The 22,803-nt window shown below is 44.9% G+C and carries 18 protein-coding genes, 3 tRNA genes and 1 pseudogene; 7 read left to right on the top strand and 15 right to left on the bottom strand.

Features of this window, described 5'->3' with window-relative positions; all coding sequences use genetic code 11:
- The first annotated feature begins 120 nt into the window (after nt 1-120).
- Nucleotides 121-2,280 carry a sensor domain-containing diguanylate cyclase gene (locus L876_RS0111930; protein ID WP_051413099.1) on the top strand — a complete coding sequence of 720 codons (2,160 nt, stop codon included), beginning with the start codon at nt 121-123 and terminating at the stop codon, nt 2,278-2,280.
- Here L876_RS0111930 and L876_RS21660 read toward each other — a convergent pair.
- Nucleotides 2,267-3,750, bottom strand: a pseudogene (locus L876_RS21660) (alpha/beta hydrolase). The gene L876_RS0111930 and the pseudogene L876_RS21660 overlap by 14 nt on opposite strands.
- A 97-nt stretch (nt 3,751-3,847) precedes the next feature.
- On the opposite strand from L876_RS21660, the gene L876_RS0111915 reads away from it, so the two are divergent.
- Nucleotides 3,848-4,306, top strand: coding sequence for a DUF6942 family protein (locus L876_RS0111915; RefSeq protein ID WP_028764017.1), 459 nt, complete (start codon nt 3,848-3,850; stop codon nt 4,304-4,306).
- Nucleotides 4,307-4,338: 32 nt separating this feature from the next.
- Here the strand turns inward: L876_RS0111915 and nadE are convergent, their stop codons facing one another.
- The gene (gene nadE, locus L876_RS0111910) at nt 4,339-5,166 is read right to left on the bottom strand and encodes an ammonia-dependent NAD(+) synthetase (RefSeq protein WP_028764016.1); all 828 of its coding nucleotides are present in this window, start codon (nt 5,164-5,166) and stop codon (nt 4,339-4,341) included.
- A gap of 190 nt (nt 5,167-5,356) precedes the next feature.
- On the opposite strand from nadE, the gene L876_RS0111905 reads away from it, so the two are divergent.
- Both L876_RS0111905 and L876_RS0111900 read left to right on the top strand, forming a co-directional pair.
- Nucleotides 5,357-6,187: an AraC family transcriptional regulator gene (locus L876_RS0111905; RefSeq protein ID WP_028764015.1), complete on the top strand. Its 831-nt coding sequence runs from the start codon at nt 5,357-5,359 to the stop codon at nt 6,185-6,187.
- A 301-nt stretch (nt 6,188-6,488) separates the two neighbouring features.
- The gene (locus tag L876_RS0111900; protein ID WP_028764014.1) at nt 6,489-7,127 is read left to right on the top strand and encodes a LysE family translocator; all 639 of its coding nucleotides are present in this window, start codon (nt 6,489-6,491) and stop codon (nt 7,125-7,127) included.
- A 26-nt stretch (nt 7,128-7,153) separates the two neighbouring features.
- Here L876_RS0111900 and L876_RS0111895 read toward each other — a convergent pair whose 3' ends face one another.
- Nucleotides 7,154-8,083 (bottom strand): M14 family metallopeptidase, encoded by a 930-nt coding sequence (locus L876_RS0111895; protein ID WP_028764013.1) that lies wholly within the window; start codon nt 8,081-8,083, stop codon nt 7,154-7,156.
- 158 nt (nt 8,084-8,241) lie between these two features.
- A complete protein-coding gene (locus tag L876_RS0111890) occupies nt 8,242-9,003 on the bottom strand; it encodes a substrate-binding periplasmic protein (RefSeq protein WP_028764012.1) in 762 nt (253 codons plus the stop codon).
- 170 nt (nt 9,004-9,173) lie between these two features.
- Between L876_RS0111890 and L876_RS0111885 the strand changes: the two genes are divergently transcribed.
- Nucleotides 9,174-9,827, top strand: a complete 654-nt coding sequence (locus tag L876_RS0111885; protein WP_028764011.1) for an RluA family pseudouridine synthase — start codon at nt 9,174-9,176, stop codon at nt 9,825-9,827.
- Nucleotides 9,828-9,877: 50 nt separating this feature from the next.
- Here L876_RS0111885 and L876_RS0111880 read toward each other — a convergent pair whose 3' ends face one another.
- Entirely contained in the window at nt 9,878-10,285 is a 408-nt protein-coding gene (locus tag L876_RS0111880; RefSeq protein ID WP_028764010.1) for a hypothetical protein, read from the bottom strand.
- A 333-nt stretch (nt 10,286-10,618) separates the two neighbouring features.
- Here L876_RS0111880 and L876_RS0111875 point away from each other — a divergent pair, with 333 nt between their 5' ends.
- On the top strand, nt 10,619-12,013 hold the full coding sequence (locus L876_RS0111875) for a Gfo/Idh/MocA family protein (protein WP_028764009.1): 1,395 nt from the start codon (nt 10,619-10,621) through the stop codon (nt 12,011-12,013).
- 51 nt (nt 12,014-12,064) lie between these two features.
- Here L876_RS0111875 and sstT read toward each other — a convergent pair whose 3' ends face one another.
- The 7 genes from sstT to L876_RS0111840 all read right to left on the bottom strand — a co-directional run bounded on the left by sstT (nt 12,065) and on the right by L876_RS0111840 (nt 20,172).
- Nucleotides 12,065-13,291 carry a serine/threonine transporter SstT gene (gene sstT, locus L876_RS0111870; protein WP_028764008.1) on the bottom strand — a complete coding sequence of 409 codons (1,227 nt, stop codon included), beginning with the start codon at nt 13,289-13,291 and terminating at the stop codon, nt 12,065-12,067.
- Nucleotides 13,292-13,581: 290 nt separating this feature from the next.
- Nucleotides 13,582-14,481: a chemotaxis protein CheV gene (locus L876_RS0111865; RefSeq protein ID WP_028764007.1), complete on the bottom strand. Its 900-nt coding sequence runs from the start codon at nt 14,479-14,481 to the stop codon at nt 13,582-13,584.
- A 90-nt stretch (nt 14,482-14,571) separates the two neighbouring features.
- Nucleotides 14,572-16,083 (bottom strand): phospholipase D family protein, encoded by a 1,512-nt coding sequence (locus L876_RS0111860; RefSeq protein ID WP_028764006.1) that lies wholly within the window; start codon nt 16,081-16,083, stop codon nt 14,572-14,574.
- Between the two features lie 48 nt (nt 16,084-16,131).
- Nucleotides 16,132-16,602, bottom strand: coding sequence for a dual specificity protein phosphatase family protein (locus tag L876_RS0111855; protein WP_028764005.1), 471 nt, complete (start codon nt 16,600-16,602; stop codon nt 16,132-16,134).
- A 44-nt stretch (nt 16,603-16,646) separates the two neighbouring features.
- On the bottom strand, nt 16,647-17,954 hold the full coding sequence (locus L876_RS0111850; protein ID WP_028764004.1) for a DEAD/DEAH box helicase: 1,308 nt from the start codon (nt 17,952-17,954) through the stop codon (nt 16,647-16,649).
- Between the two features lie 149 nt (nt 17,955-18,103).
- Nucleotides 18,104-18,670: a methylated-DNA--[protein]-cysteine S-methyltransferase gene (locus tag L876_RS0111845; protein ID WP_081730692.1), complete on the bottom strand. Its 567-nt coding sequence runs from the start codon at nt 18,668-18,670 to the stop codon at nt 18,104-18,106.
- Entirely contained in the window at nt 18,667-20,172 is a 1,506-nt protein-coding gene (locus L876_RS0111840; RefSeq protein ID WP_028764002.1) for a DNA-3-methyladenine glycosylase 2 family protein, read from the bottom strand. The genes L876_RS0111845 and L876_RS0111840 overlap by 4 nt, the downstream gene beginning before the upstream one ends.
- A 183-nt stretch (nt 20,173-20,355) precedes the next feature.
- Between L876_RS0111840 and L876_RS0111835 the strand changes: the two genes are divergently transcribed.
- Nucleotides 20,356-22,185 carry an ABC transporter ATP-binding protein gene (locus tag L876_RS0111835; RefSeq protein WP_028764001.1) on the top strand — a complete coding sequence of 610 codons (1,830 nt, stop codon included), beginning with the start codon at nt 20,356-20,358 and terminating at the stop codon, nt 22,183-22,185.
- Between the two features lie 156 nt (nt 22,186-22,341).
- Here the strand turns inward: L876_RS0111835 and L876_RS0111830 are convergent.
- From L876_RS0111830 to L876_RS0111820, 3 genes are all read right to left on the bottom strand, one after another.
- A tRNA-Ala gene (locus tag L876_RS0111830) sits at nt 22,342-22,417 on the bottom strand.
- Between the two features lie 51 nt (nt 22,418-22,468).
- A tRNA-Glu gene (locus L876_RS0111825) sits at nt 22,469-22,544 on the bottom strand.
- Nucleotides 22,545-22,651: 107 nt separating this feature from the next.
- Nucleotides 22,652-22,727: transfer RNA gene (locus L876_RS0111820), tRNA-Glu, on the bottom strand.
- Nucleotides 22,728-22,803 lie beyond the last annotated feature (76 nt).

Below are 22,803 nucleotides of genomic sequence, written 5' to 3'. Positions count from 1 at the left end.
ATGATTAGAAACATTTAGTTAGCATTTAACATACGATTAACTTACACTGCCAGTTACTAGGATTTATGTGATCGGCATCACGAGTAGAGTCTGATCAGTTTTGAATAGGATTTCATAAAATTGATAAATAAGCAGCACTTAGCATTCGCATTCGTTTTAGGTCTCTTAGGCCTATTGGTTAACCTTTATCCAATTCCACTCTTTGGCAATCAGCAGATGATCATCGGTAACCTATTTTTCGTTATTGTGGCGATTTTTGCGGGCCCTTGGTATGCACTGATCACTGCATTACTCTGTTCTGCTGGGTTATATCTCGCTTGGGATAGTTGGCATATGTTCCTGCTATTCCCATTAGAAGCAATATGGTTAGGGTTTGCGAGACGACGTGATGTCTATTCGCTATTTGCTGACATTTGCTTCTGGCTACTGTTAGGCATGCCTATTTTTTATCTCTTCGCCGAGCTAGTGTTTGAACTACCTGATAGCTACATGACATTCATCACCCTTAAACAAGGGATTAATGGCATGCTGTACACAGCATTGGGCTCAATTATTGTTACCCTATTACCTAGCGGCCTGCATATAAAGGACAGAATTAGTACTCAAAAACGCAAAAGTTTCAATGCGCAGCTAACATATACCTTCACCCAAATTTTAACTTTAGCCTTGTTGGTTTCCGCTTTTATTTTCAATAACAACTCAATCAATCAACAGCAAATAGATGTTAAACGTAACCTTGATGACTCTGCCAACCACCTGGGTTTAGCCACGCAAACTTTTATCGATAATCATATTCGCGCTATCGATAATGCAGCCCGATGGTTAAGCTTTACCGATCAAGATATCTCTAAGTGGCAAGGTTTATTGACTAAGTTACATCAAAGCTACCCTTATTTTATCTCGATGCTTATTGCTGATGAGCAAGGCTTGATCACGGCTGCAAGCCCCATATCTCGGCTAGGTAAAGACACTCTGAACAATAAAAGCTTGAGTATTAAAGATCGTCACTATTTTCAAGAAGCCTTTTATAATCAACTCAGTTTTATCTCACCCGCCTTTTTAGGTCGTGGCTTTGGTAACGATCCCATTGTCGCTATCAGTGCACCACTTTATGATTCACGAGACCAAATTAAACCGCGCGGCATTATTGAGGGATCACTTAACCTGACCAAATTTGCACAAATTGATGAAAGAAATAGAGAATATCAGCAACAAGCTATGGTGTTGGTTGATGAAAACAATTTGGTCATTTACGCCTCTAAATCACTCGAGATGACCCCGTTAACACCGCTAAAATCGTCAACAATGGGGCTCAAATATAAAACAAGCTTAGATATGATTAACTTTAATAATTTAAGCAGTTCTAGCCCCGAGTTTGCTTTTTCTAAATATGTGCTCAAAAATGGTTGGTCGCTCTATGTGGTGATGCCATTTTCACCGCTCATCAAACAAGTAGAGCAACAATATCTAACCACCTTTACCATCTTACTATTTGCGTTTGTCACCACAGTGTTGCTCATTCAGGTGATCAGCGGCCGATTAACTGAGCCGTTAGAGTCTATCGCACAGAAATTTAATCAATGGGGAAAAGATAACAAAGCATTAGAGCAGCTTAATGACAGCACGCCACTGGAAATTTACACTCTGTCTAAAAGCATTCAACAGAGTAAGCAAGCGCTCATTAGCTATCAATTAGAGCTGGAGGAGAAAGTCGCCATTCGCACGATTGAATTAGAAGATGCCAATGCGAAATTACAATCTTTGGCAGAAAAAGATGAACTTACGCAACTCTATAACCGCCGTTATGCTGAAAGCCATTTCCCAGCCATTCATGACATGTGTAAGCGCAGTTACGCAGCACTCGCATTTTGTATTATTGACATCGACCACTTTAAGCAGATTAACGATACCTACGGCCATCAGGCTGGCGACACCGCACTCATCAAGTTAGCACAACTGATGAAAGCCTATTTTAAACGGGATACCGATATTGTTTCGCGTTATGGTGGCGAAGAGTTTCTGATTATTTTGCCGCAATGTAATGCACTGCAGGTTGAGCAGCACCTAGATCAGTTTAGAGAGCAGGTACATCAAACAGCCATAGTGATCAATGAATCGCTCAGTATTAATATCAGTATTAGTGCCGGCCTCGTCATCAGTAATGCCGGCTACATCAACGACATTGACCATTGGTTCAAGATGGCTGACTTAAACCTTTATGAGGCGAAAGCAGCTGGCAGAAACAAGGTTATCAGCACTCAGCTAGCTAGCGATGACTAACTGAGCTAGCCTCGTCAATAAAGGTGTCTAGTCGATCTATCATGTAGGGGTAAAATGGATTCCATTTCTGCCTCAACATCTCTGCGGCGCTGACACCTAATACCCCCCGCTCTCCGCGGCTGGCCGCAGCACCGATGCGCACTCGCTCAACGACATCATTACGTTGTAACCCATAAAGACTGTCATGTTCAGGATAGGGCAGCGCGACATGAGATAATGAATAGACGCCTCGTGGCCAGGCAATGTTAATTGGTGTCGTGCGCAATAAGGCATTGCCTAGGTAATCATTGGCAACAACGGCGGCACTCACCTGACTTTGATCCCATTGATTCAGCCCGTTTTCGACCACCGTGAGCTCAAATTGATTCAACGGTGAATCGAGATAGGGCTGAATACGCTGTCTAGGATCTCTCTCAACCAACGCCATATTCACCTTAAGTCGATTAATATCAAACAAGACTAACTGATGCGATTTTTTAGGTAATCGCTGATATAAGCCTTGTAACACGGCTGTGGTTGAGACGGTATCATCAACAATAGACTGAAAAGTCAAAATATCCCCAAGCAGGCCGAGTTGGTTAGCAGTCAACAAACTTAGCAGCCGTTGATTCTCAATGGCGAGCTGATACACCACATCTCCAGCGTTCACAGCAAAGGAATTATATTTAAACGGGTCATATTCGGTCTGAATCGTATTCCAACTCAGCTTATCGAGCCCCAGCACCTGCCCTAATCTATCTTGCCATTTGGCCCCAGCCGCAACTGGCGGTAAACCTATGGCTGGTGAAAGAAAAACTAGCCCTTGATAAGCAGGCTGTTTGCCACGATTAATGGCTTCGAGCTCATGGTTCAGTGCTAATGCAGCACCAGTTGAAAAAGCAACAACATAAATAGGCTTATCACCCAATTGCTGCGAAAGATGCTCAGTTGCCAATGCAACTGCGGCGGCCATATCCTGCCATGTCAGATTAACCAACCCCGAGGGAATGGTGCCATGACCTGGCAATCGTAACCCCAGCACATGAGCGCGGCCTTTATAATGGTTGGCAAAATGAGATAGCGCATAAGGAGAGTCAGACATGCCGTGAAGCAGCAGGACACCAAAGGGGCATCGTCTAACGGCCATTCAAAACTGCGATTCCAGTCTTGAGACCATTTGTTGGGGTCGGAATAACTACCATGGAAATAACGGTTTAATGTTTGATGAGGCAGTTTGGCAGTGGCTTGATAAATTTGCGCTTCTAGGGCTTCAAACTGACGATTTTCAGCATCAAGGTATTGCTTGAAGTTAATCACCTTACCATGGTGTTTAAATTGATGCGATAAATCTATGGTGTGCCAAATGTCTAAATCTGTCCTGCTATTTAGAAACCAAACCGCTGCAATGAGCAGCGCAGCTAAAATGCCCAGCGTGGCATAGGTCAAAGCCATTATTAGATGTTTGGTCGAACTGATCACAATTGTCTTCATCAGATGTTTGCATGTCCATAGTAAACATAGCCATTAACATACATGGCTTTAATAGGTAAACTCCAGCCTAACTTAGGCAAAACAGTCATTAGAATTTATGCTACCTGATACACGCTTTGGCAAAGAGTCAGCAAAGTGGTGTTTTTATCTACCTAACCCACCACAACTGCCACTCAATTGGCACGACCAACAACCTAATGCAATGGCGAGCATCGTCGCTCTAAACGGTAATCATTGGCGTAAAATAAGCGTCATCATGGCAAAGATCAGTGCACCAGATGATGACTGGCGCCGCTATCAAGCATCGCTACTGCGCCAAGATACGCAAATTCAATTTACTGCAGATGATTACAAAAAGCAGGCAAATATCCATCTAATTTGCGGCCAGCAGAGTGCACAAAAACTGGGGATTGATATCAAGCTGACGCCTCAATCTTTTATGGATGTAAGCGGAGCAAATCAAACCAGAATATTGTTACCCTACCTAGACTATCGCCAATTACCCAACCGGACGATTAACGAGTTACGCCAATATCTTAACGCCATTGCCGATTGAAAAAGGCGCTGTGTGCGCCTTTTTATTAATGATTAATCGTAGAGAGTAGGAATAGGCTGACGCTTATGCTGTGTCCGCTTATAGATCCCAATCAACTTATCTTCCACTGCGCTGCTAACAGACTTACCCTCTAAAAAATCGTCAATTTGATCATAGGTTAACCCTAATGCGACTTCGTCTTCGAGCTGCGGTTTGTCCTCTTCAAGATCAGCCGTTGGCGCTTTGCGCACCAACAAATCAGGCGCCCCTAGAAACGCTGCTAACTGGCGAACCTGACGTTTACTTAAGCCAAAGAGTGGCGCTAAATCGCAGGCACCATCGCCCCATTTGGTATAAAAACCAGTGATATTTTCGGCACTATGATCAGTGCCCACAACTAATCCGCCAGTGAAGCCAGCAATTTCATATTGGGCAATCATACGCATTCTTGCCTTGACGTTACCTTTAATAAAATCTGCATTGGCACCGCTACACCCAACTTGAGCAACCTCGAGCGCAGCCAATGTTTGCAGATGGATCCCTTCAACCCCCTCACCTATGTTCACCGAGACTTGCTTTGAAGGAGAGATAAACTGACATGCAAGCTGCGCTTCATCTTCATCTTTTTGCACATTAAACGGCAACCTTACCGCGATAAACTGATATTCATCGTTTTGCTTGTCAGCGTTCAGCTCATCAACGGCAAGTTGGCATAAACGGCCCGCCAATGAAGAGTCAACACCACCACTGATCCCCAGCACTAACGTATGCGCATTTGCCTCTCTTAGCTTAGTTTTTATAAAGGCAATACGTCTTTGCACCTCAAATTCAGATTCAATTTGAGGCTGCACTTTCATTTCACGTATGATCTGTCCTTTCACGGCTTCGCTCCAATAATGTTAACGACAAGCAAAAATTGCGAGCCTATTATGGGCTAATACTCTACATAATTCACGGTGCAAAATGCAGATAGTTCATTTTTTGCCGCGCCGCTGTGCAATAATTTACTAGTCAGGTTAAAACCCACTAAGCTAGACTGAAAATAAACCCGCTAAAGACACTGAGACGACATTGCCCCACCAGGATGAACATATTGAGTATTGGACTCATCCCATACATAAAGAGGTTGAGCTCAGCCGCGCGCACTTAAACTCGTTCAGCTTTGAAAAGCACATTCACCTCGACTACCACATTGGTGTTGTATCTCAAGGCGTGCAAGAATATCTTCACAAGGGCACCCATTATCAACTCACCCCTAGTAATATCTCCATATTGAACCCTGATGAGTGCCATAACGGACACAGTCTCCACGCCGACGGTTACCATGTCCATGTTATGTCACTGCCGTGCTCACTTGTTGAAGAGATAGCCACAGAGGTTGGAGTCAGCGCACTGTTTTTCCAAACACCAATAATTAACAGCCAAGTGCTACAACGACAGTTCTTGCTGCTGCATACATTGCTGACCACCGAGCGTCAGCGACTCAGTCGATTAGAGGCCGAAACCACCTTGCTGGCGCTTGTTACCGAATTGTTTGGCCACTACGGTCAAAGTCCTAAACTGATCCAGCCTTCAGCTAAGTTAGGCATCATGGAATTGTCTCGCGTAAAACAGCTTTTGCATGAACACCTAGCAAGTGATATTAATCTTGAACAGTTATCCTCTAGTGTTGATTTAAGTAAATTCCAATTTTTACGCCAGTTTAAAACAGCAATGGGAATGACACCCCACGCTTACCTCACCCGGCTAAGATTAGAATATGCTAAAAAATCACTCAGAAACGGCAATAGTGCGATTAATACCGCATATGAGGTGGGATTTTTTGACCAAAGTCACTTCAATAAAGCCTTTAAAAGAGCCTATCTGGTGACCCCATCAGACTTTAAAAAACGGGTTATTTAAAGCATAACAAGCGGGTTAAGATTTGCATCTGCGCGTGAATGAACTTATACCGACCAATACAAAAACACTCAACTCAATGTGTTTTTTATCAACTAATTCAAATTATAAGGATGAGGAAACGCTTATTCTCAAGTGAGGTAATTCAACGCAGAAGTCAGCGTCAAAACACCTCTTTATACTGACTGGTATGCGTTAACCCTGTTAGCGTGCAATATTTTACAATCAATGCCATTGAGCCTGAGGCACTATGCTATCAACAGACAGATAAACACTGCGCAGCAAGGATTAATATTTAATGGCAATAGAACTGCAACTCTTACTCTCATTAGCGGTCATTCATACCGTCGCATTGGCAAGCCCTGGCCCCGACTTTGCGCTCGTCGTTAAAATGGCGACCCAAGAGCGACGCAGCACCGCCGTGGCGTCAGCTGCTGGGATATCAGTGGCAATTTTGCTACATACTATTTTCAGTCTGACAGGTGTTAGCTTAGTGATAAAAAGCTCACCACACCTGTTTATGGCGGTACAATTGATAGGTGCCTGTTACTTAGGCTGGATGGGAATGAGTGCGATTCGCGCTGCAATAAGCCATTGGCAAGATAAACAATCGACTATTGTTCAGCAGTCAGCAACTGCGGTATTAACAATTAAACAAGGCTTTATGCAGGGGCTCTACACCAATCTTCTCAACCCAAAAGCATTGGTGTTTTTCATCACCCTATTCTCAGCCATGATCACTCCAGAGATAAACCTGCTAACCAAACTCACAGCCGCTGTCATGTTGCTATTGCTCTCTATGGTTTGGTTTAGCCTTATCGCGTTAGTACTTTCAAAGCCTTCAATACAGCTCACCATGAAACGTGCAACCCCAATCATCAATTTGATAACTGGGTTGCTATTTCTCAGCGTTGCATTAGCCATCATCAGCGGGCTCATGTAACCCTGTTTGTCTTATGCCGGCTTGTCTTATTTCGATACCGCTGCGTGACTAATAAAGTCCAGTCCTGAGGTGACAGCCATGACTTGCGCCGCAATGCAATTCTCATCGTCAACCAAAGGGCTGTCGGGATACACTTCGGTGGTGGTATTGAACTTAGCATCACTAAAGCCGGTGCAGAGGCTTAAGGCTTTAGTGGCATAATTTATCACGCCAAATTGCGTGACCGCCGCCCCAATGAGTTTGCCATTTTCATCAGCAGGAGCGATATGAGTCACCCCTTGAACCGCATCAATGATGTGAGATTGAAAATCATCACACGGGTTTTCACTGTCACCAACTAAATAGAATCCATCAGGGATATTCCAATTGGTGTTGGTGATCCCCTCTCTTGCTGCCAGCGCAGGACGAAACTCACTATTATCCGTATCGGTAGTTTCATGGAGATCGATATGTGCCATGAGCGTTACACCAAGTGCACTGACCATTTTCATCAAAGCATTAGACTCTGCTGCCGGACTATTGGGATAGAATGAACGATTGGGGTCGATAGCAAAAGGATTCCAGCGATTAATGGTTTCATACCCCCATGGGCTCACACATGGTGCAACCACAATATTAAATCTTTGGGTATACGCTTTCGCTGCGGTTTCTAAAAATCGAATCGCTCCCTGTACACCACTGGTTTCATAACCATGCACCCCCCCCGTGACTAACACGGTTGGTTTAGTGATACAGAAGTTTTTACTCTTCACCACATAAAGGGGGTAATGGCCTTCGTCATAAGTTAATTGGCCATATTGCTCAATATCATAGTCTAGCGATAATGCCTCTATTTTCGTCACAACCTCTTGGTGGTAAGAGCGCTTAATAAGCTGTGCTTGTCGCCATGCCAGCTTCTCAACCTCCCCCCATTTAAATCCAGGTTTGCCAATAAAATAGTGCTTGTCTGTTGTCATTATAAGTGTTCCATAATATGAAGGCGGGTGACTCGAAAGGGCTTATCATAACGCAGCTTAGGTTCTCTATAAAATAGCTAAGATGCGCCAAGACACGTTTAGCAACTCTGATGAAAGTGATAAGTAAGGCCTCTTGGCAAAGGCAACATTATTATGGCCTAAAAAGAGATGCGGTAACGGGCCAAGATTTGCTGATATTCACCACTTTGTTGAAGGAGCTTAAGCCCCGTTTCAAATCGCTCCAGCAGTCCCTCTTGAACAGCATTTTGGCTAAAACCAATAAACAGTGGCATCGACTCACCTTCACTGCCCGCGTAGCGTATCTGAGGTATTAAACCTTGCTCAGCAGCAACATACTCAATGACATGACGATTACCTAAGATAATACTCACTCGCCCCTTAATTAGTCGCTGAAGATTCATCTCTAGCTGTGATTTACCCGATGCAAGATAAAGGCTAGGCAGTGTAGGTAAGAAGTCATCGAGTACCTGCCCATAAGTGTAACCTTGTATGGCAGCGATATTTTTTGTCAGTAAGCTATCGGGAGCTTGATATTGCCATTGATCACTCTTATTGACATAAAAATCATTACTATAACGACCAATGATGGAGTGAGATGAGGTAAGTTCGTACTCTTTAAGGTGCTCGGCGGTCACGGCCAACACAATATCCACTTTACTTTGCCGACCATTCTCTAGGGTACGTAAGAAAGGTTGTATTTCAAATTGGCTTTTCTGCCCAGCAATTTCAAGCGCTCGCTGTGTCAAATCAAGCACATAGCCACGCTGTGAAGCCTGTGCATCGCACACGTAAGGACACCAGATGTCCGACGCCAACACAGCAGGTTTAGCGCTGGCAGTGCAAGTGTTCACAAGCAATGCTGCCGCGATTAATAACTGACTTACTAATACTCTGGTCACAACGTCTTCTCATTTGCCATCACTTTTGCAAACTTAACAGAATGTTCACAAATTAACTAGCCACGACACTATTGATGCTTGATGCTTGATGCTTGGTGCTTGGTGCTTGGTGCTTGGTGCTTGTAGGCACAGCCACTCGAATTTGGTAGGATCACGCCGAAGGAGAACCAATGAAAATTTTTAGCTATCAGCCCCCCTCAATACCTTGGCTAGACATACGTTACCAAGACAGGGACATTATTGTTATCAATAAACCTTCTGGCTTACTGTCTAATCCTGGTCGAGCAGAAAATACCTTTGATTGTGCGATTAATCGTTTATTACAACGTTACCCTGAAGCGATTTTGGTGCATCGGCTCGACTGTGCCACATCAGGTATTATGGTCTTCGCCTTAAACAAAAAGGCTGAGTCAAACATAAAAACGCAATTTCAGAATAGAGTCACAGAGAAATACTATGTCGCCGAAGTACAAGGGATAGTGACCGATGATAAGGGGAAAATTGCATTGGCGATGATGGCTAACAGCGAACACCCGCCGCTGCAAAAAATTGATGTGAATGGTAAAGCCGCGACAACTTATTACGAGGTAATGGAGCGCAGAGCCAATAGCACGTTAATTAAGCTAAAGCCGATCACTGGCAGAACACACCAACTAAGATTGCATATGAAAGCGTTAGGACACACGATTTTAGGGGATGATTTTTATGGCGATGAACAGATCATCAAAGCCGCGGATCGCTTGTGTTTACACGCACAGCACCTTCAGATTTTGCACCCTTACACTAAAGCACCCATCAGCTTTTTCAGCAAACACCCTTTTTAATTGCGACCAAAACCGTGTGAGGCATGAGAATCACACGGTTTCGACATCAATTAGGCAGCAGCGCGTTTAGCGGTATAGAAACATTCGCTACTATTACAAAACTGTAGGCTGTTATCCGCTGAGAGTAAAAAGTACTCCCCAAAAAGATTGCCCCCTAAGTCTTCAAGCTTAATGCCGTTTTCGACCTCAGTTGCTTGCATCTCATCTAAGCTATGGCAGCCATCGTTATACCAAGTCTCTAGAAATAACTTATCATTTTGGCGATACAGGGTGATCTTGTCACCCAAAGAAGGGCGTTCATCAATCCAGTTACCAATAATTTCGCGTTTATCCATATCTTGCTCCTGCCAATTTAGACGCTTACGTTTTTCAACGACTGGCATCTCGATAACTTGAAGTAATGACTGCGAACCATTCACGTTGGTTTTGTCTAACATTACTCTAAGCTTTGATTCCATATTTATTTAACCTCTAACCGCTGAACATGTTGCAATGTTGTGAATAAAACTATCAGAAAACCAATCAATTAAAACTTGTTCCCCTTCACCCTTGTACTAAATTGTAACCGACAAATAAAATAAAAACGCGATCTAAATCACTTTTAATGCATTAATTCAGTAAAGGTGAATACAAAATCGTAACGGCTCCGATCAGTTAAGCAAGCGATGTATTTAGGGTTTTTCTTTGATATAACAAACCAATAGTGATCTAAGACTTGAGTAAAGTCTGTAAGCCCTTGACAGGCAAGGACGCTTCTTAATAAAAACAATGATATAACAACAGGACATACAATGAAGGATCTTAATCGGCGTAACTTTTTAAAAGTTGCAGGGTTGACCGCAGCAGGGCTTGTCACCACAAAAATGAGCTACGCAGCTCAATCACAACAAGCCGCTCCTCCTCTAGGCAAATCAGTAATGGGACTTGTCGCCCCTAAACTCGATACGGTTCGTGTTGGCTTTATTGGTGTGGGTGAACGAGGTTATGGCCATGTTCAGCACTTCTGTCATCTCGAGGGTGTCGAAATAAAAGCCATTTGTGACACCCATCAAGAGGTGCTGGAGCGCGCCGTTGAGTTTGTTAGCAAGCAAGGACTTAACAAGCCAACATCTTATACAGGCTCAGAACATGCTTATCGAGACCTGCTTAGCCGTAATGACATTGATATCGTCATTATCGCGACCCCGTGGGAATGGCATGCCCCCATGGCAATCGACACTATGGAAAGCGGCAAACACGCTTTTGTTGAAGTGCCACTTGCGTTAACGATTGAAGAGTGCTGGCAACTCGTTGATACCGCAGAACGCACGCAGAAAAACTGCATGATGATGGAAAACGTCAACTACGGTAGAGATGAGTTGATGGTGCTAAACATGGTGAGACAAGGTCTATTTGGCGAGCTGCTCCATGGAGAAGCCGCCTACATCCATGAACTACGTTGGCAAATGAAAGAGATTGAACATAAAACCGGTTCATGGCGAACCTACTGGCATACCAAACGTAATGGCAATCTCTATCCTACCCATGGTTTAGGTCCGGTTTCTCAATATATGAATATTAACCGTGGTGATCGGTTCGACTATTTAACGTCAATGAGTTCGCCAGCTCTTGGGCGTCAACGCTATGCCCAGCGTGAGTTCCCTAGCGACCATGAGCGTAATCAACTCCACTATATCAATGGCGATATTAACACCACGCTCATCAAAACAATTAATGGGCGAACCATTATGGTTCAGCATGACACCACAACGCCGCGCCCTTACAGTCGACATAATCTAATCCAAGGTACTAATGGGGTTTTTGCCGGGTTTCCTAATCGAATTGCGTTAGAAACGGCTAGCCTTAGTAAGAACAGCGATGGCAGCCCACAAAGTTATCATCAATGGGATACGGACATGAATAAGTGGTATGCCAAATACGATCACCCACTATGGCAACAAATGGGCGTAGAAGCCCAACGAAATGGTGGTCATGGTGGCATGGATTTTCTCATGCTGTGGCGCATGGTTTACTGTCTACGCAATGGTGAAGCACTCGATCAAGATGTTTATGATGGTGCGGCTTGGTCGGTGGTGAGTATCCTGAGTGAACAATCTCTCAAAAATCGTAGCCAATCGGTCACCTTCCCTGACTTTACCCGGGGAATGTGGCAACAGGGTAAACCTTTAGGTATTGTTGGCGCTTAAAAAAACGAAAAGGAGCCAATGGCTCCTTTTCGTTTTGCTGTCTATGTCAGGTTAACTATTGTCTTGCAGCCGTTCAGCGGCTTCACATGCTGATGCGGTAAAGATAACATCGGTAGAGCTATTAAGCGCAGTTTCTGCCGAGTCTTGAATTACACCAATAATAAAGCCTACCGCAACCACTTGCATGGCAACATCATTAGATATCCCAAACAGGCTACAAGCCAGTGGAATCAGCAACAGTGAACCACCTGCGACCCCCGACGCCCCACAAGCTGACACAGCAGCAACCACGCTGAGTAAAATGGCCGTTAAGATATCCACCTGAATACCTAAAGTATGAACCGCTGCCAAGGTTAACACTGTAATCGTAATGGCCGCGCCGCCCATATTAATGGTCGCACCGAGTGGAATCGAGACAGAATAAGTATCTTCATGCAGATCCAGTTTTTCACACAAGGCCATATTGACGGGAATGTTTGCTGCACTTGAACGGGTGAAGAAAGCCGTTACACCACTTTCACGAAGACACATAAACACCAATGGATAAGGATTACGTTTGATCTTAAACCACACGATTAGCGGATTAACCACCAGCGCGATGATCAACATTGACCCAAGCAGCACGGCTAATAGCTGAGCATATCCAGCTATCGCTTCGAAGCCCGTTTGTGCAAAAGTATTAGCCACTAGGCCAAAAATACCAATGGGTGCTAAACGAATAATAAAGCGTACCATTTGTGAAACGCCATGACTGATATCCGCAAATACTGTTTTGGTGCTATCGCTAGCATGATGCAGCGCTAGGCCTAAACCCACACCCCAGGCTAAGATGCCAATATAGTTACCCGTCATCAGCGCATTGACTGGATTATCAACCAATTTAAACAGCAAGGTGTGAATCACTTCGCCTATACCTTCAGGCGGATTGGCACCTTCAGCCCCTGTCGCTAAGACTAATGTTGTGGGAAATAGAAAACTCATCGTGACCGCCGTGATCGCAGCGGCAAAGGTTCCGAAGAGGTAAAGATAAACAATAGGTCGCATATTTGTTTTAGCGTTTTTCTTTTGATTAGCAATCGAAGCTGCCACCAATACAAACACTAATATGGGCGCAATCGCTTTCAATGCACCCACAAAAAGATCGCCAAGGAAAGCCACGCTTAACGCAGAGGAGCTCGAAAACGTCGCCAGCAAAACCCCTGCAATAATACCTATCAAGATTTGAAGCACGAGACTGCCATCTGCCAGCTTGGCAAATAGTGAATTATTTTGATTCATTGATTGACCTGTCTTTATAAATTATTAGGTTTAATACGTGGGCGAAAAATTCAACATGCTTAAAAATGTCCTACTTTCATTTTTATATTATTGTCGTCGCCCATGTAGCCAACGTTAATCGCAGTGCCACATGAAAGCATATCGAAAGTAAAAGCATGCTCAAACAGATGAAAGCCCAATATTAATCTTCCTTCATGTTGAAGTTGTATAGAAAGTCACTGGAATTGTCTAGCGCTATGGCCATTTTAAGTTTGGAAATTACGCATTAGCAGCATAACAATAACATGCTGCTAATCTTTATTAGTATCAAAGCGTTTAGCACCGCGTAACATTGCATCAATCAGTTCGTGGGCATCAAACTTAGTTAATGCCTCATCGGCACCAACTTGATGGGCCTGACTGACACTGATCTCACTGGACAACGAGGTATGCAAAATAATATAGGCGCTAGCCAATGATGGGGTGTTTTTCACTTCAAAGGCTAATTCGTAACCATCGAGCCCCGGCATCTCAATATCACTCACCAGCAGATCCACTGGCCGCCCCTCTTGAGAGGCATGTTCCATAATCGCAAGTGCCTCTCGGCCATCGGAGGTCACCAAATAGGGAATATTAATGCTATCAAGCGCATCGGAAAGCTGCTTACGCGCCACCAAAGAATCATCGACCAACAAAATATTCAGCGGCTTCAAAATCTCTCGCTGAACATCTGTCAAAATCGCTCGCGTGGTTTCAGGGCTAGGGGGAAACACTTTAGAAAGTAATAACTCGACATCCAGCAACTGTACCAGTTTATCCTCTACACGCGTGACACCCGTTAAGTAGGCATTCTTACCTAAGTTATTGGGTGGCGATTCAATATCACGCCAATTACACTCAATAATTTTATCGATTGAGCGTACCAAAAAGCCCATCACCATACGCTGGCAGTCAGTAATGATGATATAGCTTTTAAGACGATCCGCTTCACTAATGGGCGCATAACCAACAGCAGCTGCCATGTCGATAATGGGGATGGTTTGGCCGCGTACCGTAGCAGCGCCAAGTACATTTGGGTGTGACTTAGGAATAGCACTTAAGGAAGTGAACGGTACAAGCTCTCGAATTTTAAGCGTCCCTAAGGCAAAGAGTTGGGTTTGCGACAACCTAAACAGCAATAAACCTTGAGATTGACTAGCCTTACTTTTCATATTGTTACCGATATTTCACTAAATATTGTGACTAGTTTAACCCTAGCACACCACGCCATTATTGACGATGCTCAAACTAGGGTAACTTGACTAAAGTTGTGCTTCTATTGGCAATAGCGCCAACAAATCAGCCATAAACTTACGCCAGAAACTCGCATCAGGCTCAGCATAGCGCACAGTGTCATCCTTATCATCGAACCACACTAGCTCCCCACCTTGTATCCCAACACGATAGGCGGTGTGTAAAAGCGATAGTTCAATACTTTGTTGCAATCCACTCGCAAACTCTTGATTGTCGAATATGATGCCAAGCTCAGTATTAATCCATGCCGAACGCGGATCGAAATTAAATGATCCCACAAATACCGACTTTCTATCTAAAATAAACGTCTTTGCATGCAAGCTACTGCGAGAACTCCCTTTCCATGCGGAGGGCCGATTATTGGGGTCGGCTTTAACCTCATAAAGGGCGATGCCATGCTCTACCAAGCGTTGCCGATACTGCTGATAGCCCGCATGAACTGCCAACACATCTGTCGCGGCCAAACTATTGGTGACAACTGTGATGGTTAAACCCGACTTAGCCGCAGCAACTAAATCATCCGTTCCCTCTTTAGTAGGCACAAAATAGGGTGAAACAATCAATGCTTCCTCTTTAGCTTGAGCAAGAAACAATCCCAGATCTGACAACAACCACTGCTGGCTATTTTCGCCAATGATCTTTTCTGGAGGATCGTAAACCACTCTCCCCTCTCCCCAATACCACGCAAGGTGCTGTGCTTGAAGATCACCAAGCAATTGGCTCAGCTCTAGGCGCCCCATATACTCGTTATCGGCAAATAATGCGCGTTGTTGTAACATATACTGCTCAGCCTGTAGCACTTGCTGAGGGTTAATTTCATCAATTAAGTTTTCAACGTCGATAGACATCGGCGCATTCCAATAGGTATCAAATTGCTCTGACACCGCATCAACCGCTTTACCTATGGTAAGCAAGTCAAAATCTCCAAAATCGACATCCTCGTTATTGGAGAAGTACTCGTTACCTATGTTACGTCCACCAACAATCGTTGCCCTATTATCAGCAGTCAGAGACTTGTTGTGCATCCGGTGATTTAAGCGAGAAAAACCGGTCAGCATAGCGATATTGCGAAATGTTCTTTGGTATGAGGGGTTAAAAAGACGAATATGAATATTGGGATGACTGGCCAACACTATCAATGCTTGATCGATAGTTTTTGTCGTCAAATCATCAAGTAAAATACGTACTCTGACACCGCGATTAGCCGCATCGATGAGATGCCACATCAGCAGCTTGCCCGTATCGTCATCACGATAGATATAATACTGCATGTCGATGCTGCTGGTTGCACTATCAACAATAGCAAGGCGGGCAACAAATGCATCGATGCCGTTCGATAAAGGGTAGACACCGGTTTGTTCAGGGTGAGCAGACAGCGCAGCATTGAGGTAACGAGACAATGGGCTGTCTTGGGGGGCCGCTATTTTATAGCTAGCTTGCTTATCAATATCCGCCACCGGTGATGCGCAGCCCAACAAAGTTAAACATAATGCTACAATCAGAATCGCCGCTCTATTCAAATGCTGTTACCTCATGATAAATAGAAGCACTAACTTAGGCTATGTGCATTAGTCCTGTAAAGCGTACAACACATCAAAGGCAAATTGATCCCAACCTTCAGCGGTAAAAGCGATATCTCTAATCGCTCTGACCTGACTCACAGCATGCAACGGCGCAGCACCATTTTGCATCAAATAATAGGCCATCAACAAGCCTGTTCGGTCTTTACCCGAACGACAATGGATCATCACAGGGATCTGTTCTTCTTCGCAGCGGCGAATAAAGTCTAATGCCTTGGGGAGTTGCTCGACACACAGAGCTAAATCATCTTCTGTCGGCGGTACGTTGCTAGAAAAAGGCACGCAGGCGTATAAAATATCGTGCTTATCAAACTCTAGCGTGTCGCACATGTCTCCGCCGTTAACCGAGATAACCGCGCCAATCCCCGCTTGCTTAAGTAATGCAATATCCCACATCACTTTATTCGGGCCACAACGCCCAGCGATTTTACCTTCGACCAACCAAAAAAGGTGCTGCATAACCCTTCCTATATCAATAAGTTAATGAAACCAAGCATCGACTACTATGACTTACTATTCCAAAGCTCTTCATTGATCTTAGGTAACTTTTTGCGTTTTTTCTTGCCAGTTCCTTCAGGTTTTGCCATCGGCTTATCAAGTCTTGACGGGCAATCTTCTGGCGCTTCTTCATCAGCCTCAAAACCAGGGTATTGCAGGCGCACTAGACGAATTTTGTTTTTCTTCTCGATAATACTGAAGTGATGATAGTCTTCATGACTAATAAGGCTTATTGCTTCACCTGCGGCTCCAGCACGGCCACTACGACCTATACGATGCATGTAATCGGCAGGGCTGCGTGGAAGTTCATAGTTAATCACTACAGGCAATTTATCGATATCGATACCACGCGAGGCGATATCTGTTGCGACCAATACCGTCACATCCCCCTGCTTAAATGACTCAAGTAAGCGATTACGCGTACCTTGAGCTTTATCGCTATGAAAAACTTCCGCAGCGATATCCTGTTTAGCGAGCTTTTGTGCAATACGATTACAACTATTCTTAGCACTGGCAAAGATTAACACCTGGCGCCAATCATTGGCCTTAATAAGTTCAGCCAATAACGCATTTTTACGTTCCCGATTAACGGTATACACTTTTTGCGCAATGGTACTTTCAACATCACTTTGTAGCTGGATCTCAAATGGATTATCCAGCAAACTTGATGTCAGAGTTTGTACTTCTTCAGGAAATGTTGCCGAGAAAAGCAGTGTCTGCTTTTTAGCAGGCAATAGCGCTAAAATCTGACTTAGCTCTTCAGTAAAGCCTAAGTTAAGCATGCGATCGGCCTCATCGAGAACCAAGCTTTTAAGCTGAGATAGCTTTATCGCATTACTTGAGATCAGGTCGAGTAAACGTCCTGGTGTTGCCACCAATACATCAGCGCCACCACGTAACGACAACATCTGGGTATTAACTGAAACACCACCGTAAACGGCGACCACTTTCGCTCTTGGGACTAATTCAGCACCATAACTCAAGAAACTGTCTGCCACCTGTTGCGCCAACTCGCGGGTCGGCACTAATACTAATGCGCTAACAAAATTACCGCCAGATGCGCGTTTACCCACCAGGTTTTGTAATAATGGTAATGCAAAGGCTGCTGTTTTACCCGACCCAGTATTCGCTCCAGCTAACAGATCGCGTCCAGCAAGCACGACAGGAATAGCTTGCGCCTGGATAGGTGTCGCCTGGGTATAACCAAGGTGAGCCAAACGAGATTGCAGCGACGCTGCCAAATTCATTTGGGCAAAAGAAACAGCACTATTCTCTTGTTGAGCGGATGGGTTTACTGGTGTTGCTTGGGTCATGGATTAACTGGCTACTAAATCATTATATAGCCAGCCATTGTACTGCAAAAGCTGCGGGAAAGCTTACTATTTCATTGAACGACTCGCGCCAAACATAGCTAATTGCCATGTTTGGCCTGCACGTGATAATAAGTGGCTGGCTCTATCCCTTAAATTGCAGCCTCTATCATTAATAGGCGACGCTTAATCTCCACCCCATACGCATAGCCCGTTAAAGCACCGCTTTTACCGATAACCCGGTGACAGGGAATCAACAAGGCAATATGGTTAGCACCATTAGCACTACCAACGGCTCTCACCGCTTTAGGCCGCTCGATCTGCTTAGCGATATCACTATAACTGCATGCAGTGCCAAATGGTAAGGCTAATAGTGCCTGCCAAACTTGATGCTGAAACTCAGTGCCCACGGGGGCTAATGGCACAGAAAACTCGTTAAGCTCACCGTTTAAATACAGCTCTATTTGTTTAACGGCTTGGTCTATATGTTGTTCAGCCAAGTTTTTTGCTGCAGGAAGGCCGTCCATCAACGTGATATTTCTGGTTGGCCACTCCTCGTTTTGAGACAAAAAGGTCAAATCAGTTAAGCCATATTCATTGGCCGCTAACACCATGGTGCCCATCGCGTTGGTCCATTGCCTCTTGACCACCGGCAGGTACTCGTTGTGGTGTTGATGACGATAGAAAGGGGTGTATTTTGCTGCAATGGCACGGCTCATTGTTGACTCCAAAGTTGAAACGTTAAATAGCTCCCCCATGGGGATATGGCTTGGCCAATCAGTTGGCTCTTTTCAAGGTAATAGCTTTTTATCGCGGCCTTATCTTTGGCATGTATTATGTCGATAAGCTCAGACTCCTGCGGATCGCTGCTTATATTGGCTAACACCTGATTTTTGACCACAAGATCATCGGCGAGCAGACAATCGGGGGCACTCAATCCACGTAGGCGCACATAATTGACGGTCCAAGGCCCAATCCCCTTAATCTTCAACCATTGCTCAACATCACTATCTGGACACTCGCTGACAAAAACTGCTAACGCCCGCAGCGCAGATTTTCTTAAGCCTGGCATTTTGAGCTCAGTCAATTCCGCCTTGGCAATCGCCTCGGCTGAGGGAAAAAATAGCACCTCTTGGTCGCCAACAGTGACACGTTCACCATAGTGAGCAGTCAATAACTTTAACAGTTTTACCGCTTGTTCAACACTAACTTGCTGCCCAAGAATCGCACGACAACCGGCTTCAAAGGTAGACCAAACGCCGGGGATCCTAACACCAGTATTAATCTTAGGCAGGGCATTGCCAAGCAGCGAAAGCCTGGCCTCCACTTCAATAAGATCGGCATCAAGGTCAAGTAAACGTCTGATGTGGCTAACAATGCGTTTAAGCTGTAATAGGCCGTCGGTATCGGTGAATACGATGTTAATGCCAAAACAAGATTGCTCACTATTATGCACCGCCGTGAAATACCCCCGAACCTTTCCTAAAGTGATAGTTCTGCCGTAAGAGTTATCCCCCAACCACTCCATCTCATCAACGGCTCGCAATTGATAAAACGCTCGCATATGCGCCCAATTAAACGGCGGGCGGTAGGATAATTTTAAGTTGATACTGTTTGCTTGTACTTGCACAGAGCCCACCGCACGCTGCTTTCGAATCGCGCTAGGGGTTAACTTTAACTCCTGTGCAATAGCTTCATTAAAACGACGTACACTGTTAAATCCCGCGGCAAATGCCACCTCGGTGATCGGCATAGTTGTTTGATGTAATAATTGTTTGGCAAACATCAACTGCTGATATAGCGCATACTGCTTGGGTGATGCCCCGACATAAGTTTTAAACAGTTCACGTAAATAACGGCTAGTAATACCAAGCTTTTCAGCAAGTTGCTCCAACGTAATGCTATCGACGCCCGATAATATACCTTCATTAATCAAGGTTAAGGCGCGATTGACACTCGTTTGATTACCCATCCACGGGTTTGAATGTGGTGCGCTATCGGGGCGACAGCGCAAGCAAGGCCTTAGCCCATGGTTAGCAGCGGCTAAGGCTGTGTTGAAGTAGCGAACATTTTCTTCTTTTGCGGGCATCGCGGGGCAGATGGGACGGCAATAGATACCGGTTGATAACACTCCAACATAAAATAATCCATCAAACCGCGCATCGCGTGCCAGTCGAGCACGGCGAAAACTCTCATCCGAAAACCGCTTTGTAGTGTTCATGGTATCTCGTTTAATGGCACGTGAAAGATTGAAGACACTCTAATGCAAGCTTCTATTACTGACTAGCGGAAAACGGAACCCAAGGTGAATTATCTTACAATTGAAAACTTAGATATGACATCAAAGCTAGGATATGATGCTCTGTCTATCTGATTTACCGATTTAAACTCGACAAGGACAGGAATGTTTAAACTATTTGAATCCTGGGTGAATGCTTTACCCGATGATGAACCGACGCAGCCCCCACGCGGTATATATGCCTTTTGTCGCCACTACACCAGAGGATTTGAAATCCCCTTAGCCTTGATGTCGTTTCTGACTGCCGTGCTCGCGATTTTGGAAGTGTCCTTGTTCGTCTTCATGGGCGACCTCGTCGACTTACTTGGTAGCCATACGCCTGAAACCCTGTTTGCTGAGCAAGGCGATAAACTGCTGACCATGGCCATTTTGGTATTGGTGGTGATCCCCGCATTGGTGCTGTTACATGCACTCATCGTCTATCAAGGACTGCTCGGCAACTATCCAATGTCGATCCGCTGGCTAGCCCATCGCTACCTGCTAAGGCAGAGCGTCTCATTTTATCAAAATGATTTTGCGGGTCGTATCGCCACAAAAGTGATGCAAACCTCCCTTGCAGTAAGAGAAACAGTCACCAAACTCCTCGATGTATTGGTCTACATTTTGGTTTATTTTGTCTCTATGTTGGTGATTATCGCTGATGCTGATATCAGGCTAATGCTACCAATGCTCGTTTGGCTCGGATTGTATGTGGGCTTGCAGTTATATTTTTTGCCGAAACTAAAGAAAGTCTCTACCGAACAAGCCGATGCCCGCTCAACCATGACCGGACGTATCGTCGACAGCTACACAAATATCGCCACCGTTAAGCTTTTCTCTCATACACAAAAAGAAGCTGAATATGCCAAAGACAGCATGTCAGGCTTTCTCGACACAGTGTATCGCCAGATGCGCCTAGTAACGGGAATCAACGTCAGCGTGCAGGTGATCAACTACCTATTGGCCTTTACCATTGCAGCGGTTTCTATTTGGCTATGGCGAGACAGTGCCATTACAGTGGGCGCTATAGCGGTTGCAGTAAGCCTGTCATTAAGACTTAACGGCATGTCTCAATGGATCATGTGGGAGATAAGTTCCCTATTTGAAAATATCGGTACCGTAACAGACGGCATGAATACACTATCCAAGCCAACGGCGATCACCGACAGTGAAGATGCTGCCGCACTGTGTGTCTCACAAGGGAAAATTGACTTTGAACAGGTCAGCTTTCACTACGGCGAAGATTCAGGTGTGATAGACACACTTAACCTCAACATTAAAGCCGGCGAAAAAGTTGGCCTCGTTGGTCGCTCTGGTGCGGGGAAGTCAACCTTAGTGAACCTACTCATGCGCTTCCACGATGTTGAAAATGGCTCTATCGCCATTGATGATCAAGACATTCGTCTGGTGACCCAAGATTCACTGCGCTCTTGTATCGGCATGGTTACCCAAGACACCTCCCTGCTTCACCGCTCTATTCGAGACAATATTCGTTACGGTAAACCGGATGCAAGCGACGAGGAGTTAGAAGATGCAATTAAGCAAGCTCAAGCCTATGAATTTATTCAGGCGCTAAGTGATCCTGAAGGCAACCATGGTTTAGATGCTCAAGTGGGAGAACGAGGTGTGAAACTCTCTGGCGGTCAACGCCAACGGATAGCCATCGCGCGCGTGCTACTTAAAAATGCACCGATTTTGTTACTTGATGAAGCCACCTCAGCGCTAGACTCAGAAATTGAAGCTGCAATTCAAGAAAGTTTGTATCAGCTTATGGCTGGTAAAACCGTTATTGCCATCGCCCATCGTCTATCGACCATAGCGGCCATGGATCGACTCATCGTGCTCGACCAAGGGAAAATAGTAGAACAAGGCACTCATCAGCAACTTATTGCCCAGGGCGGGATCTACGCGCAGCTATGGGCCCATCAAACGGGCGGCTTCTTGGGTATCGATTAATACCAATCCATCTCCCCCATCGAGTGCTTGTCGCTTGTTAGCAAGCATTCGTTTTATCCAATCAGTTTAACTCACCTCTATTGAGCCAACTCATCAAATTATAGACGAAAAAAAACCACCCTAAGGTGGTTTTTTTAGCGTAATTAAACGCTTATATGGTGGAGCCTAGCGGGATCGAACCGCTGACCTCAACACTGCCAGTGTTGCGCTCTCCCAGCTGAGCTAAGGCCCCAATTTTATGTAACCATGCATAACACAAAGTAGATAACACAAAATTAAAATGTGGTATCCCATAGGGGATTCGAACCCCTGTTACCGCCGTGAAAGGGCGGTGTCCTAGGCCTCTAGACGAATGGGACACTGTTGGCACTTTATACTCTGTACCGAGTGAATACTCATTGAAGCCAGTAGGCTATCGCTTCAACGCTATCGAATCGTTAACTTTACAGTCAACCACTCAAGAAAGTGGTATCCCATAGGGGATTCGAACCCCTGTTACCGCCGTGAAAGGGCGGTGTCCTAGGCCTCTAGACGAATGGGACACTGTTGGTACCTTATACTCTGTACCGAGTGAATACTCATTGAAGCCAGTAGGCTATCGCTTCAACGCTATCGAAT

This window comes from Shewanella colwelliana ATCC 39565, assembly GCF_000518705.1.
GTDB lineage: Bacteria > Pseudomonadota > Gammaproteobacteria > Enterobacterales > Shewanellaceae > Shewanella > Shewanella colwelliana.
Note: the sequence above shows the minus strand (reverse complement) of the source record. Positions and strands in the feature narration are given on the sequence as shown.

Coding starts and splice junctions, on each gene's coding strand:
- L876_RS0111915 (WP_028764017.1), top strand. CDS start 3,848: ATGCTACCTGATACACGCTTTGGCAAAGAGTCAGCAAAGTGGTGTTTT.
- L876_RS0111835 (WP_028764001.1), top strand. CDS start 20,356: ATGTTTAAACTATTTGAATCCTGGGTGAATGCTTTACCCGATGATGAA.
- L876_RS0111850 (WP_028764004.1), bottom strand. CDS start 17,954: ATGACCCAAGCAACACCAGTAAACCCATCCGCTCAACAAGAGAATAGT.
- L876_RS0111840 (WP_028764002.1), bottom strand. CDS start 20,172: ATGAACACTACAAAGCGGTTTTCGGATGAGAGTTTTCGCCGTGCTCGA.
- L876_RS0111880 (WP_028764010.1), bottom strand. CDS start 10,285: ATGGAATCAAAGCTTAGAGTAATGTTAGACAAAACCAACGTGAATGGT.
- L876_RS0111885 (WP_028764011.1), top strand. CDS start 9,174: ATGAAAATTTTTAGCTATCAGCCCCCCTCAATACCTTGGCTAGACATA.
- L876_RS0111895 (WP_028764013.1), bottom strand. CDS start 8,083: ATGACAACAGACAAGCACTATTTTATTGGCAAACCTGGATTTAAATGG.
- L876_RS0111855 (WP_028764005.1), bottom strand. CDS start 16,602: ATGCAGCACCTTTTTTGGTTGGTCGAAGGTAAAATCGCTGGGCGTTGT.
- L876_RS0111865 (WP_028764007.1), bottom strand. CDS start 14,481: ATGAAAAGTAAGGCTAGTCAATCTCAAGGTTTATTGCTGTTTAGGTTG.
- sstT (WP_028764008.1), bottom strand. CDS start 13,291: ATGAATCAAAATAATTCACTATTTGCCAAGCTGGCAGATGGCAGTCTC.
- L876_RS0111875 (WP_028764009.1), top strand. CDS start 10,619: ATGAAGGATCTTAATCGGCGTAACTTTTTAAAAGTTGCAGGGTTGACC.
- L876_RS0111845 (WP_081730692.1), bottom strand. CDS start 18,670: ATGAGCCGTGCCATTGCAGCAAAATACACCCCTTTCTATCGTCATCAA.